A 14,117-nucleotide genomic window follows, 5' to 3' on the forward strand; every position below is an offset into this window, starting at 1 on the left:
TTACGATCAGTCTATGAATAGTAAAACCAATAGTAGTAGTATAGCACGGGAGCTATCCTCCAGACACGCAAAAACCCGCCATCAGTAAAAGTTACCAATGACGGGCTCTTTCATCCTATTAGCGGCTAGTATGCCAGTTAATTTCCTGTATGAATTCGGAGACGGATTCCTCCAAGCGCGCGGAGATTTCATCATCCAATATCGCTTGTCCTTGATCTCCCCATGTCACTTGTTTATCTAGCACATAAACGCCTTGCAGAATGTTCTGCGCACCAAGTGCAGACAGTACGGGCTTGAGTGCATAGTCAATCGCGAGCAAATGGGAGAGCGTTCCGCCTACAGCGAGGGGAAGTACGATTTTGCGCTGCAAGCCTTTTTGCGGAAGCAAGTCCAAGAAAGCTTTCAATACGCCAGTATAGGAAGCTTTGTAGACAGGTGTTGCAACGAATACTGCATCTGCCGCAGCCACTTGCTGATTCGCTTTGACAATCGCTTCGCTATCGAATTTCGCATAGAGTAAGTCCTCCGCGGGAATATCGCGCACTTTAATCCACTCGACCTCTAAGCCTGCTTGCTGCAGCTGGTCCTTGGCAATGTCGATGACGCCATGTATACGGGAGGTAGGGGTTGGACTTCCTGAAATGATGACAACTTTGGCCATGACAATTCACTCTCCAATTGATAGTATCCGATAGTCAGAAAAAAAAACTCCACACCTTGGTTCGATACAAAGTGGGAGTCTCCTGCTGTTCGGTCGACGTAAATTTTAATTCATAGTATTTAACTTGGAATTATCTTACCATGGTCTTGGATGATCGTCAATCGTCTAGCCTAAAAGAAGTTCCAACCCGGCAGCCATCTCAGAAAGAAGGAATAGCGAGAGGGAATGATCATGCCCGAAAGGATCGGATAGAAGAGGGCAAATAGCACGACAACGGCGATCAAGTAGCCGAAAACCCATCTTCTTTTGTGCAGCGGACCTTGCTCTAAGTAGTCTTTGATGTAGTAGGTCAAGATCAGGACTAAGAAGGGTACCATGGCAAAATAGTGATAAATGAACGTCAATCTCGGTACGAGAATCCACGGTAAGTATTGCGAACAGTATGCGATTAATAGCATCCGCAACACTTTGTTCTTGCGTTTAACCGCAATGTAGAAGGACATCAACACCGCGATGAAGCCCGGCCACCACACGAGCGGATTGCCGAAGGACACGATGCTCGACAGCATGCCTGCCGGCATTAGCTTCGCTTGGTAGTACCAGATCGGGCGCAGCATCATCGGCCATTCCCACCAAGGTGAAGAGAACGGATGCGTTGCAACTAAATCTTTGTGATATTTATACATGTGAACCTGGTAAGTGACGACATCCTTCAATCCGTGGCCTGGACCTGGCACCATCATGAATGGGATATAGGATAGCGTGTAAACACCTAAAGGGATGATGACGAACATCAAGATGCACCAGAGCAAGGTGAGCAGCGTGCTTGGCAGGAATCGTTTGCGAACTAGCTGCAGCTTCGACGTTTCCGCCTCGGTTAGTCGTTCGCTTTCCCTGAGCCATTTCTTGGCAAAATCATACTCGCGATATCGCTCCCACAAGGTGATAAACAGGAGCACCGCCAGCCCTGCGCCGCCATAAATGACGATCCATTTGGAAGCGGCACCGATCCCGAAGAACAAACCCGAGAGCCCCAAGGGAATCAGGGTCGTCCAAAGCTTCTCTCGGAAGAAGCTCAAGGTCGTATAGCGATACATGAAATAGAACATCAGCATGATGAAAAACACACCATACACATCAATCGTAGAAATTCGCGTCTGGGCAAAATGCATAAAATCAAAGGTGAATAAGAACGCTGCGATGAAGGCATATTCGGAACGGCCAAACATCCGCTTCGCGAATACATACATGATCGGGATCATGCCAACACCGAATAGCGTGCCCACAATCCGCCAGCCAAACGGGTTCAAACCGAACACGTAAATTCCGAGGGAAATCAAGATTTTACCAAGCGGCGGATGCGTGCTCTCATAAGGCTCGATCTGATGCAGATGCTCATAAGCTGTTCTTGCATGATAAATTTCATCGAAATAGGTACCATTCATATATGTTGGCGTATATGGAACAACCTCAGGTTCGTCGAATAAATGGGACGTTGTCCCCTCATCCGAGGCATTGATCTCTTGTTCCTTGACACTTGCGATAGGCAGAGGCGCCGTACCGCCATCACCGAAAATACCGATTTCATGCAGATGCAAGGCCGCATTTTCTTGCGTATCGATGACAATTTTCACATATCGCGCTGATTTATTGGCCTCAACAGTATGCCACGTAAATACTTTCGTATGGTCCGATTTCACACCTGTCGCATCCTGCCACTGCTCGCCATCCTGCGAGAACCAGTAGGAATATGCGCCTTCCCCGACACCTGCGAAACTATTAATACGTGTGATTTGATGTGTTGCTCCAAGATCAGCAATGACCGCCTCTCCTGCATTCGTCGGCTTCCAAAAAGTCGTCGGCGCCTTGTGACCACCAAGGTGGAATAAGGCGATTATCGTATAAACAAGCATAAGTGCGCCTAAGTAAATCATATCTTTTTTCGAAAAGAAACGGCCTCTTCGGCTTTGTTCGATCGCGTCTTCTTTCCCATTAAAAATCGCTTTCCATTGCGAGGTTTCCCTCACATTTCTTGTTGTTTCGGGTTCATCCGCTGGTGATTTGGTTACCGTCTCTGTCGTAGCTGCAACAGAGGATACCGCTTCCTCCAGGGCCCCTTCTTGATCCCATTTCACAAAAAGCCTCCATCCCAATATACAAGCATAGATAAACATCATAACATTGATGGCCGAAACCGTCAGCATGAGCGGATCATAACGGGGAATGTGATAGTCCTGATGAAAACTGCGTTTCAGCACATCTGCAATATTAATCGCATGGGTGATACTGAAGCCGATAAACAGCCACAGAATCCGCCGATCCTTGATATAAATAAAGCTAACTAAGGCAAGTAACAGGCCGTAGTGCAAGTAACGCTCGTGCATTTTGGTCATACACATAAAGACGGCCGTAATAAATAAGAATGAGATGTACAGAACCACTCCGCGCCGTTCTTTCCCCACCGTATAAAGAAAGCAAGTGTAGAAGATGGCAAGCCCCATTCCTATATATCCGATTGTTTGGTAAGAAATATGCAGTACCGTGTTATGTATATCTATGAAATTGCCGCCCAGTAAAGCGATCCCATTAAACGCATTCAATGAACCGTACGGATAGGAGGCTAGCGTTCCTCCATAGAGCTCAATCAACCACTGATAGCCCCTGTTTATGGCAAAAGGAAGAGCTAACACTAGCATCGTCGCGATCCCCGTCAATACGCTTAACAACCAGACCATGAGATCTCGTCTACGGATGACATCGATTAATAGGAAAATGCCAAACAACAACGCCTGCGGCTTCAACAGTAAGGCTAGCGCGATGAAAAACGCCGCTTGCGGCAGCTTTCCCTTCATCTGCATCAGCAGGGTTGCCACAATGAAAAGCATGAAGAATGAATCCACCTGACCCCAAACCGCGGAATTCAACCAAATCGCAGGGTTAAAAGCGAACAGCGCAGCCAAAATAAGCGCGACCTTCCACGAACGGCCGCCTTCCTGTCGATGGTTCGCAATTCGGAATACCAGATAAGACGTTACTAGGTCCGCCAGAATGGCTGGCAGCTTCAGAATCAGGAGCGAAGCCCCGCTCTCCCAAGGAATCGACAGCTTATGGTGCAGGAAGCCCACGATGTATAAGACATACATATAACCGGGCGGATAATCTAGGAAATAGTCTTTCGCATTCGTATAAAGGTCACTTAATCCTACCGTATAGGCACGATCCGACCAAGCCATGAACGTTCGTACGTCCGTATCGTACCCCACCCACATCGGGGCCAAAAAAAGTCGAAGTATGAAGGCGATCAGCAACATGAAACCGAGTAGTAACCATGTAGGTGGAGCTATGCCCCTCTGCTTGAACCAGCTTGCCATGCGACATCTCCTTAGCTATGAACTATTCCTTATTATACCTGTCCACACCCGTCCAGAAAAGGAAAAAAGCACCGACGCTTAGGTCAGTGCTTGGGCTCAAGCTTTTCGATACGCTCGCAAATGTCATGCAACCAGTCGTAATCCCCTGTCAGGGAGGCGCAGAGAGATAAATTTTCAAGCTTTAACCGATTCCACACATAGGTCGCGTTAGCTTCCATGCAAAGCATTAACTCATCTTGCTCAACTTGTGTCAGCTCGCGGGCTCTGCGTATTGTCCATAACTCCGCCATACGTTGATGAACGGCTAACATGGTTCGTCTGCCTCCTGCTCGGTGAAGTCGCTTCCATTCCTAGTATGGACAATGTAATTGCACTCAAAACTAGATGAGGCAGCTTATGATGGGAAACATTGAAATTATTTTGGAATACACCTATAATTAAACTAAATTAAAGGCAATGCTACCTAACAGGTACAACCTCGGATTCGAATTTTCGAATGGAGGTAAGTACCTGTTTTTTGCGTTGTCAACACCTACAAAGAGAGAGGTCATTCTCATGTCAATGGTTATTGAAGCAGTCTACCACCGGCCCAAATTGAATTGGTCTTACGCCTACGATGACAAAACAGTCCATGTCCGCATCCGCACCAAGCGGAATAATGTTAGCAAGATGTTTGTCTACGCAGGGGATAAATATGCTTGGGAGCGGACCTCATCGTATATCGAGATGCGGATTCTTACAAGCGATGCCTTATTTGATTATTGGGAGGCGGCCATTCAACCGCCCTATCGCCGCTTGCGATATGGCTTCAAGCTGCAATCCGGCAAGGAAACGCTCTGGCTGACAGAGCAAGGCTTCCATCCGCAAGAGCCGAAAACTTCTGACGGCATGTTCGAGTATCCCTTCCTCAATCCTGCGGATATTCTCAAACCGCCATCTTGGGTGAAGGATGCTGTGTTTTATCAAATATTCCCTGAGCGCTTTGCGAATGGCGATCCTAGCCTGGATCCCGCGGAGGTCGAAGCTTGGGGCGGTAAGCCTACGCCGACGAACTTTTTTGGCGGGGATTTGCCTGGTGTCATGCAGCACCTCGATCATTTATCGGAGCTCGGCATTACGGCGATCTATTTCACACCTGTGTTCGCGGCAACGACGAATCATAAGTATGACACGCGGGATTATAAGCTTGTCGATCCCCAATTCGGCACGAATGAGACGTTGAAAGAGCTCGTTGATGCCTGCCATGCCCGCGGTATTCGTGTTGTGCTTGATGCCGTCTTCAACCATTGCGGGCACAGCTTCGCTCCTTTTGTTGATGTTATGGAAAAAGGTGCCGACTCCCCGTATGCCGATTGGTTCCATGTGAAGGAATGGCCGCTCCGCATTGAAGACGGCATCCCCACGTATGAGACGTTCGCCTTCGAGCCGATCATGCCAAAGCTGAATACCGAGAATGAAGACGTGAAAGCATATCTGCTCGATGTCGCTGAATTCTGGGTCAAAGAGATTGGCATCGACGGCTGGCGCCTCGATGTGGCGAACGAGGTTGACCATCGCTTCTGGCGCCTGTTCCACGATAAGGTGAAGGGCATTAATCCAGATGCTTATATTCTGGGCGAAATTTGGCACGATTCGATGATGTGGCTGCAAGGCGACCAGTTCGACGCCGTGATGAACTATCCGTTCACGACCGCTGTGCTCGACTTCGCCGCTAACGGGAAGCTGGACGGCTACGGCTTCGCGAATGCCGTCGGTTCGCAGCTTGCCAGCTATCCGCAGCAAGCGAATGAGGCTGCCTTCAACTTGTTAGGCAGCCATGACACGCCTCGCCTGCTGACGCAGTGCGGCGAGGATAAGCGTCGCATGAAGCTGGCCACGCTGCTTCAGTTCACGTTCCCAGGGACGCCGTGTATATACTACGGCGACGAGATCGGTCTGAGCGGCGGCGGGGATCCCGATTGCCGCCGCTGTATGGAGTGGGACGCGTCCTTGCAGGACCGCGACCTGTTTGCGTTTTACCGCGGGCTCATTGCCCTGCGGCAGGGCAGTAAGGCGCTGCGCACAGGCGCGCTGCGCTTCTTGCACGCCAAGCCGGGCGATGCGCGGCTTGTGCTGGAGCGCGTTCACGAAGATGGTGAGCATCTGCTCATCTTCGTGAACGCCAGCCGACGCTCGGCGCAGCTGAGCGTCAAGGGCTTGGGCGAGCGCCGCTGGCGCGACGCGCTCGGGGGCGACGCCGCGCCGGAGGCGAGCGGCGGGCACCTGCGGCTGCGGCTGCCCGCGTACGGCTACGCGGTGCTGCGCGCGGAGTAGCGGCAACTGTTGCAAGTATTGCGCCGGGACATTTAAGCCATTTGGGTCGAGATAGACGGAAAAACCGTCTATCTCGTACAAATCGCCGGTCATTCGTGTGAAGATAGACGGAAAAACCGTCTATCTCATGCAAATTGCCGGCCATTCGTGTGAAGATAGACGGAAAAACCGTCTATCCCATGCAAATTGCCGGCCATTCGTGTGAAGATAGACGAAAAAACCGTCTATCCCATGCAAATTGCCGGCCATTCGTGTGAAGATAGACGGAAAAACCGTCTATCCCATGCAAAATGCCGGCCATTCGTGTGAGATAGACGGAAAAACCGTCTATCCCATGCAAAATGCCGGCCATTCGTGTGAGATAGACGGAAAAACCGTCTATCCCATGCAAATTGCCGGCCATTCGTGTGAAGATAGACGGAAAAACCGTCTATCTCATGCAAAATGCCGGCCATTCGTGTGAAGATAGACGGAAAAACCGTCTATCCCATGCAAATTGCCGGCCATTCGTGTGAGATAGACGAAAAAACCGTCTATCCCATGCAAATTGCCGGCCATTCGTGTGAAGATAGACGGAAAAACCGTCTATCCCTCCCCCTCCATCGCGTATCAGACGCGACAAAGGGGGTATCTCATCAATGTCCACTCATTGTCGCTTCATTATTCACTTCTTCACTATCAAGCTCGAATAAGCAGGAACCACGAGCTTACCGCCATCCAGCTTGTTTCCTTTACTCGTAGACAGTTTCACTTTTGTGTACCCTGTATTCACGTTATCCTCGCTCAGATCCAGCACTTGCTCCTGTCCCGAAAGATTATGAACAACGAGCAAGCTATCTTTGCCTTCGCCTCGGACATATGCCGCGATGTGCGTGTTGCTCGTCTTATATTCACTAATCTTGCCACCCTGCAGAGCAGGTTCTTCGTTGCGCCATTGAATGAGCTTCTTGTAGTGGTTCAGCAGCGAATTCGCATCCTTGAGCTGCGCCTCTACATTCGGCGCACCTTCTTTGTTGTAGCGCGGCGCTTCCCAGGTCGTTTGACCCGCACCGCCAGCAGCCTTCCAAACCATCGGCTCACGCAGGTACTCGTCTGGCTTCATGCCGAGCATGCCGATTTCCTCGCCATAATAGAGGAACGGGTTACCTGGCATGGTGAGCAGCAGGGCTGCCGCCATTTTCGCATGATCCACATTACCTTGAAGCGCACTCATCACTCGTGTCTGATCATGATTAGACAGGAACGGTGCATCGATGAAATTCCCGCCAGAGCTTTTCTCATACAAGCCGTAGGTGCGTTCCAGCGTAAATGCGATGTTGCCTGCTGTTTCCGTGTTCGCGGAACTAATCAAGGTTTTCGCAAGATCGAAGTTAAACCCTGAATTCAGCGCATGGTCCAAATACGGCGCGATAACGGCAATACTATCCCAAATTTCACCGACCAGATAGGCATCCTTGTTCACTTCTTGCAGCCCTGCGCGGAATTCTTTCCACCAGGCAACGTTTTTCTGTGAGGTTTTAGGATCTTTCTTGGAGTCCGTGAAATCTTCATAGACATGCTTGGCCGCATCCAATCGGAAGCCATCCGCTCCCTTTTGCAGCCAGAATTGACCGACCTTAATGATTTCCTTCCGTACGTCAGGATTGTCGAAGTTCAAATCCGGCATGCTTTCCGAGAAAATACCGAGATAATGATTGCCATTCTTCATATGCCATGCCTTGTCGCCAGCGGCGCTTTGACCTGTTGCAGGACGGCCTTGATCCTCAGCCCACGTATACCAATTGCGATAAGGACTGTTTTTATCTTTGGACGACTCAACAAACCAAGGATTCTCTGAGCTCGAGTGATTCACGACCAAGTCCATAATAACCTCGATCCCGCGCTTATGCGCCTCTTGCGTCAAGGCTTGAAAATCAGCTATCGTACCAAACTGTGGATTAATCTCATAATAATTCGAGACATCATAACCATGATAGCTAGGAGAAGTCATAATCGGCGTCAGCCAAATACCTTTGATCCCTAGATCCTTGAGATAATCGAGCTTCGCCGTTACCCCATTCAGGTCACCGATGCCATCCCCATTCGAATCTTGAAACGAACGAACAAAAATCTCATAAAAGACCCCGTGATTACCGTTCGAAGGTTCTTTCGTCATGTCCTTGGAGCATCCCACGATCAGCATCACACAGGCAAGCGTTAACAGCCCAATACGACTTCTCTTTGCGATCCCTCTCATCCTTTGGACGCCCCAGCCGTCAATCCATCTACAAGGAAGCGTTGCAAGAAGACGAATAAAATCGTAATCGGCAAGGCGATTAAGACGGACCCTGTGGCGAAAAGGGCAAAGTTACTGTTCTGCTCCTTATCGACTAAGTCGAACAATCCGACTGCAACCGACCAATGATCTTTGGAACGCAGCACGACTTTGGCTAAAATGAAATCGACCCATGCGCCCGTAAACGACATTAAAGCGACATACGTCAGCATCGGTTTGGAAAGCGGCAGCATGATTCTGGCGAAAATTTGCAGGTTCGATGCACCATCTATGCGTGCCGATTCTTCTAAGCTCCGCGGGATTGTGTCGAAGAAACCTTTCACCACGAAAGCTTGCAGCAAACCGGCTGCTGAATAAATCGCGACAAGCGCATAAATGTTATCGAATAATTTAAGCTGGAGCAATAAGACATAGAAAGCCGTTAAGCTCATAAACGTCGGGAACATACTCAGGATGAGCACGCCGGTCATGATCGTTTTTCTGCTTCTGAAACGGAATCTCGATAAGGAATATCCGCTTAGTGTCGTTAGGATGGTGGAGAATACCATCGTTAAGGTTGCGATTTTCAGCGTATTCCAGTACCAGGTTGTAAATTTAAAACGCGTAGACGTTAGGAGCTCATGATAGTGATCGAGAGTTAAACTTTTCGGAATTAAAGTCGGACTATATAGTGCAGCACCTGGACGGAAGGACGCAAGAACGACCCACAGAGCTGGATAGATGCAGCAAATGGCAATAATAACAAGGAGCACATAGCTGAGAAACAGCCCCAATGTGAGTTTAGATTTTTTGCGTGATGTTGTACTCATTGGATCATATCCTCCTCTTTGAATGAGCGCGTCTTACGATAGCTCCAGATGGATAGCGAAGCAATCATAATGAAGATAATAATCCCAACGGCTGCTGCGATGTTGTACTTCTGTTGATCTAAAGTCAGCTTATACAGCCATGTTACTAGCAAATCTGTGCTGCCGCCGTATTGGAATTTACCGTTTACCGGATCACCTTTGGTCAATAAGAAAATAACGTTAAAGTTGTTGATGTTACCTGCAAACTGAATGATGAGTAATGGCGCTGTCGTGAATAGAATGAACGGCATCGTGATTAGTCTGAATTTCATAAAGGCGGAGGCTCCGTCCACTTCTGCCGCTTCATACAGATCCTTAGGAATCGCCGTTAAAACACCCATGATGAGAATCATGGAGACAGGAATACCGACCCACATGTTGACAATAATAACGGTAATCTTCGCCATCGTTGGATCTGTCAGCCAAGGCAGCTTGCCTAAACCGAAATAGCCTAAGTACTGATTAATTGGTCCGAATTGACCATTAAACATATTTTTCATAACGAGCAGGGAAACTAACTGTGGAATCGCATACGGAATGATGAAAATCGTTCTCCACATGCCTTTAAGGCGAATGCCTTTTTGATTCACGAGTAAAGCTACTAAGACGCCGCCCATATACGTCGTGAACGTTGCAACAACCGCCCAGACGATCGTCCATCCCAAAATGTGGAAAAACGTATAGCTCCATGTTTTGAACATGATCAAGTCATGAAACGTACGGAAGCCAACCCATTTCAACACTTTTGCCGGAGGCAGATTATCAGGACCTGAATAATTCGTGAACGCAATCAACATAGTGAAAATAATTGGAAGAATGGTCACGAACAATACACCTAGAATCGGGATGGAAAGAAAAATCTCAGGAAAACGCTTATCCATGACATAACGGACGGATTCTACAATGTTTGCAGGCTTGTGCCCTTCCTCCCGTTTCTTGCCTGTACGGTAAGCGTCCTTAATGTTCATTACATAAGCAGCCACAAATAAAAATAACAGCAGCAGCGTAATCAATCCGCCTAACATCAGGAAGATGGAATGATCCCCTTTCACTGTTGTGGCAACACCGTTGATCGTTTCAAAATGCGTTGGTGTTTTGCCTAGCGTGACAAGCCCCCAAATCGCATGACTCAGGTTATTAATAAAATAGGACAGTCCCACTACTTCAACAAGCAGCAAGATCAAGCCTTTCATATACTGGCGATTGTACAGTTGTCCAAGGCCGAAACTAAGTACAGACAATACCGCGGCAACCTGGCGGTGAGCATTCATTTCTCCCCCAGCTCCTTCCCTATCTATGAATGGAATCACCCGCCGATTCCTCGACGGGTGTCCTCTTACCTATCCAAGTGTCCTCGCAGGCACATTATTTCGTTGCTGCGTTCGTATCCTTGATTTGTTTCACTGCGTTATCAAGCGTCGCTTTAGGATCTTTACCATCGTTCCAGATGTCGCCTAGTGCTGCGCCCATTGGTGTCCAGATGTTGCCCATTTCAGGGATGGACGGCATAGCTTGGGATGTTTTCAACTGTTGTAGGAAGCCAGTTGCAAGCTCATCGTTTTTCACAGTTGCATCTTCAGCTGCTGCTTTATTGGAAGGAAGCTGACCGGAAATTTTGAAGTTTTCCAATTGTGCTGCTTGGGAAGTTGCAAAGTGTGCGAACAATTTCGCTGCATTCGGGTATTTCGTATAAGCGTTAACACCTAGAATTTTGATACCTGCAAAAGATACAGCTGGTTTACCGTTGATTGTAGGAATTGGTGCTACGCCAATGTTGATTTTTGCATTTTTGTAATCAAGAATGGTCCAAGGTCCGTTTAGATCCATAGCAAGCTTACCGCTTGTGAATAGACCTTTTTTGATGTCATATGTCACATCGCCGGATTTCACTGGAAGCACATCTTTCTTCAAGGAAGCAAAGAACTTCGCTCCAGCAACCGCACCGTCGTTGTTAAGTCCGATATCCGTTTTATCAGTACCGTTTTTACCAAATACGTAACCGCCAGGACCCGCTAGGAACGCATAGTCAAAATAGAAGTTCCCAATATCGAACATGAATGCGAATTTGTTTTTGCCTGGATCATTGTATGTTTTTGCAAAAGCTACAACATCATCGAAGGATTTAGGAGCTGTTTTCACCAAATCTTTGTTGTAGATCAAGGCATACGTTTCTACGGATTTCGGATAACCGAATAGCGTATTATTGAAGGTTGCGCCTTGTACGGCTGCTTCCGCGTTTTCTTTTTTCGTTTGATCCGCGAATACATCATTCGGCAGATACAAGTTTGCAGATACCATTTTACCTAAGTTATCGTGTGGAATTACTGTTACGTCAGCCGCTACGCCTGCTGGGCCGTCTGCTGTTAATTTAGCTGGTTGATCTGGTGGGTTAACTTCTTCAAATTTAACAGGTACTTTATATTTAGCTTCAAATTGCTTTGCCATGGACTCGATGAATGCTTTTTGGTCTGGTGCATCCCATACAACTAATTTCGCGCCAGCTTCTGGCTTAAGACCCATGTCCGTATCAGTTGTTGCAGCCGCTGTTGCTGCTGCAGTCGCTTTAGGTGCTTCTGTTGCTGCAGCTGCAGATGGTTTTGCTGTTTCTTCTGGAGTAGATGAACATGCAGTTACAGTTAGTGCAACAGCGGACACAGCAGCAAGCATGGATAAAGACTTTTTCATTGTGGTAAAACCCCTCTCGTATTGTGTACTTAGTGAATTGCGAACCTTCATTTGCAGTAGAATGAGTCGTTAGGTGAAAACGAATTCATTCCATTGCGCAAACGTTTGCTCAATTCAAATGATAAACGGTGGAAACTAGCTTTTTCCTGTGAAAAAGCGGCTTGTTTGTGGATTTATCCTTCTTGCAAGCGCTTTATTCATGAGTAATCATACAACAGAGATGATCATTTGTAAAAACGTTTGCACAGATTATATTCCGTCATTTTCATGGACAAACCCTTCGATATCTTTCATTTACTCTGTTTTTCAAAGTATTTAAAAATTTTATACATTGGTCAATTTTCGTCATTTGCACAAAATAAGCGACACCGCATTCTGCCTGTATTTCTTGCGAAACTCGTAGAAATTTCTTGAATTTTCTTAGCTTGATGATTTACATTTCCGTAAATAATGGCTAACATAGAGTCAAATGCATCTAAATGCATCCAGCACAATCGTTTGCACTGGAGGTTCGGACCATGTCCGTAACGATAATCGACGTAGCCAAAAAAGCAGGGGTTTCCCCTTCTACAGTTTCCCGTGTTATATCCGGACATTCGCGCATTAGTCCCGCGACGATCCGTAAAGTGAAAGAGATTATGGACGAACTCGGCTACCATCCGAATGTGATGGCGAAGAGCCTCGTATCCAAAACAACACAAACCATCGGAATTCTCCTGCCGCGATCGGCTGAAGAACTCTTCCTAAACTTATTTTTCTCCGAAATCATTCGCGGGGTTGTTACCCAATCGACACGCAGCGGCTATGATTTGATGATGACCACAGGCACTTCGGAGCGAGAAGAAGTCGAAGCCATTACTAGACTCGTTAAAGGACGCAGGGTAGATGGCATTATCCTTTTATACTCTCGTAAATCAGACCCGGTTATTTCGTTCTTGCAAGAGATGAAATTCCCATTCGTTTTAGTGGGGCGCAGTGAAGATTTCCCTCACGTTCTTTCGATCGATAATAATAATGTTCTCGCCGCCTACGACGCGACCCGGCACCTCATTGCTCAAGGTCATAAGCGCATTGGTTTTGTCAGCGGACCACCTAATTTGATTGTTTCACGCGATCGTATGGATGGGTATGTACAAGCCATGCGAGAGGCTAAGCTCGAGATCCAAACCGAATGGATCGTAGAGGGTGAATTCCTGCAGGAGAGCGGGTATAGGGCGATGTCCTTCTTTATGAATTTGCCCCATCGCCCAACTGCCCTTGTCGTCATTGATGACATCGTCGCTTTCGGCGTCCTTCGCGGGGTGACAGAGCTTGGCTATAAAGTACCGTCAGACCTTAGCCTGGTCGGATTCAACAATATTCCGATGTCTGAGCTATCCTCACCACCAATCAGCTCCATCGATATCGGCATCTATCAATTGGGTTACACGGCCTCACAAACCTTGATTAAAGCGGTCAAGGGCGAGCCGATCCACCACAATCACATCATCATTCCTCATCGATTAATGACGAGAGAATCCTCTCTACATACCATTCATCCTTAATCCAACTATGTTAACCATGTAAATGGGCAAAAAAAGCAAGAGAGCTCGTCCTCTCTTGCTCTCTACTTATATGCGATTGTGAACCAATATTAAGGAATATGAACAACTGCGATTTTATCAATTGGGAAAAAGAAGATAGTACCGTTATTAGCTGCTAGAACAGCATTTCCATTTTCAATACCAAGAAATCTTCCTGTATGATTTGGTGTAGTACCTGCATGAATTGTAATAACAGTACCAAGGCTGATGCGAGCCAATGTAGCAAATACAGAGCAACTCATTGTGTTTTCCTCCCTTCAATCTTTATACGATATCGTATGCTAGTTTGCGATGATTGGTATAGACGAATGAAGAATACGCTGCGAATATTTTAAGAACCCAGGTCGGAATTCGAGAGATTGCGTGGGTGGGCTCAGGGCG

At 47.5% G+C, this 14,117-nt stretch carries 10 protein-coding genes; 2 read left to right on the plus strand and 8 right to left on the minus strand.

The annotated features are described in order from the left end of the window. Positions 1-118 precede the first annotated feature (118 nt). From ssuE to MJB10_RS21090, 3 genes are all read right to left on the minus strand, one after another. A complete protein-coding gene (gene ssuE / locus MJB10_RS21080; protein ID WP_314798025.1) occupies positions 119-661 on the minus strand; it encodes an NADPH-dependent FMN reductase in 543 nt (180 codons plus the stop codon). Between the two features lie 170 nt (positions 662-831). Further along, entirely contained in the window at positions 832-4,032 is a 3,201-nt protein-coding gene (locus MJB10_RS21085; protein WP_314798027.1) for a glycosyltransferase family 39 protein, read from the minus strand. Positions 4,033-4,115: 83 nt separating this feature from the next. Further along, the gene (locus tag MJB10_RS21090) at positions 4,116-4,343 is read right to left on the minus strand and encodes a DUF7667 family protein (RefSeq protein WP_314798030.1); all 228 of its coding nucleotides are present in this window, start codon (positions 4,341-4,343) and stop codon (positions 4,116-4,118) included. Positions 4,344-4,593: 250 nt separating this feature from the next. Here MJB10_RS21090 and MJB10_RS21095 point away from each other — a divergent pair, with 250 nt between their 5' ends. Continuing rightward, complete coding sequence (locus MJB10_RS21095; protein ID WP_314805803.1) at positions 4,594-6,345, plus strand: alpha-glycosidase; 1,752 nt, start codon at positions 4,594-4,596, stop codon at positions 6,343-6,345. Positions 6,346-7,009: 664 nt separating this feature from the next. On the opposite strand, the gene MJB10_RS21100 is transcribed toward MJB10_RS21095, so the two are convergent. From MJB10_RS21100 to MJB10_RS21115, 4 genes are all read right to left on the minus strand, one after another. Further along, positions 7,010-8,581: an alpha-amylase family glycosyl hydrolase gene (locus tag MJB10_RS21100; protein ID WP_314798033.1), complete on the minus strand. Its 1,572-nt coding sequence runs from the start codon at positions 8,579-8,581 to the stop codon at positions 7,010-7,012. After that, the gene (locus tag MJB10_RS21105; RefSeq protein WP_314798036.1) at positions 8,578-9,429 is read right to left on the minus strand and encodes a sugar ABC transporter permease; all 852 of its coding nucleotides are present in this window, start codon (positions 9,427-9,429) and stop codon (positions 8,578-8,580) included. The genes MJB10_RS21100 and MJB10_RS21105 overlap by 4 nt, the downstream gene beginning before the upstream one ends. Then, complete coding sequence (locus MJB10_RS21110) at positions 9,426-10,739, minus strand: carbohydrate ABC transporter permease (RefSeq protein WP_314798039.1); 1,314 nt, start codon at positions 10,737-10,739, stop codon at positions 9,426-9,428. Before MJB10_RS21110 ends, MJB10_RS21105 begins: the two co-directional genes overlap by 4 nt. 94 nt (positions 10,740-10,833) lie before the next feature. Beyond that, positions 10,834-12,153, minus strand: coding sequence for a sugar ABC transporter substrate-binding protein (locus MJB10_RS21115; RefSeq protein WP_314798041.1), 1,320 nt, complete (start codon positions 12,151-12,153; stop codon positions 10,834-10,836). A 518-nt stretch (positions 12,154-12,671) separates the two neighbouring features. Here MJB10_RS21115 and MJB10_RS21120 point away from each other — a divergent pair. Then, the gene (locus MJB10_RS21120; RefSeq protein ID WP_314798045.1) at positions 12,672-13,697 is read left to right on the plus strand and encodes a LacI family DNA-binding transcriptional regulator; all 1,026 of its coding nucleotides are present in this window, start codon (positions 12,672-12,674) and stop codon (positions 13,695-13,697) included. Positions 13,698-13,786: 89 nt separating this feature from the next. Here the strand turns inward: MJB10_RS21120 and MJB10_RS21125 are convergent, their stop codons facing one another. Then, complete coding sequence (locus MJB10_RS21125) at positions 13,787-13,978, minus strand: hypothetical protein (protein WP_314798049.1); 192 nt, start codon at positions 13,976-13,978, stop codon at positions 13,787-13,789. Positions 13,979-14,117 lie beyond the last annotated feature (139 nt).

Source organism: Paenibacillus sp. MBLB1832, from assembly GCF_032271945.1.
Classification (GTDB): domain Bacteria; phylum Bacillota; class Bacilli; order Paenibacillales; family NBRC-103111; genus Paenibacillus_E; species Paenibacillus_E roseopurpureus.

What these genes read in the sequence shown, in the direction of transcription:
- MJB10_RS21115 (WP_314798041.1), bottom strand. Translation starts at nt 12,153, where the DNA reads ATGAAAAAGTCTTTATCCATGCTTGCTGCTGTGTCCGCTGTTGCACTA.
- ssuE (WP_314798025.1), bottom strand. Translation starts at nt 661, where the DNA reads ATGGCCAAAGTTGTCATCATTTCAGGAAGTCCAACCCCTACCTCCCGT.
- MJB10_RS21125 (WP_314798049.1), bottom strand. Translation starts at nt 13,978, where the DNA reads ATGAGTTGCTCTGTATTTGCTACATTGGCTCGCATCAGCCTTGGTACT.
- MJB10_RS21095 (WP_314805803.1), top strand. Translation starts at nt 4,594, where the DNA reads ATGGTTATTGAAGCAGTCTACCACCGGCCCAAATTGAATTGGTCTTAC.
- MJB10_RS21105 (WP_314798036.1), bottom strand. Translation starts at nt 9,429, where the DNA reads ATGAGTACAACATCACGCAAAAAATCTAAACTCACATTGGGGCTGTTT.
- MJB10_RS21090 (WP_314798030.1), bottom strand. Translation starts at nt 4,343, where the DNA reads ATGTTAGCCGTTCATCAACGTATGGCGGAGTTATGGACAATACGCAGA.
- MJB10_RS21100 (WP_314798033.1), bottom strand. Translation starts at nt 8,581, where the DNA reads ATGAGAGGGATCGCAAAGAGAAGTCGTATTGGGCTGTTAACGCTTGCC.
- MJB10_RS21110 (WP_314798039.1), bottom strand. Translation starts at nt 10,739, where the DNA reads ATGAATGCTCACCGCCAGGTTGCCGCGGTATTGTCTGTACTTAGTTTC.
- MJB10_RS21120 (WP_314798045.1), top strand. Translation starts at nt 12,672, where the DNA reads ATGTCCGTAACGATAATCGACGTAGCCAAAAAAGCAGGGGTTTCCCCT.
- MJB10_RS21085 (WP_314798027.1), bottom strand. Translation starts at nt 4,032, where the DNA reads ATGGCAAGCTGGTTCAAGCAGAGGGGCATAGCTCCACCTACATGGTTA.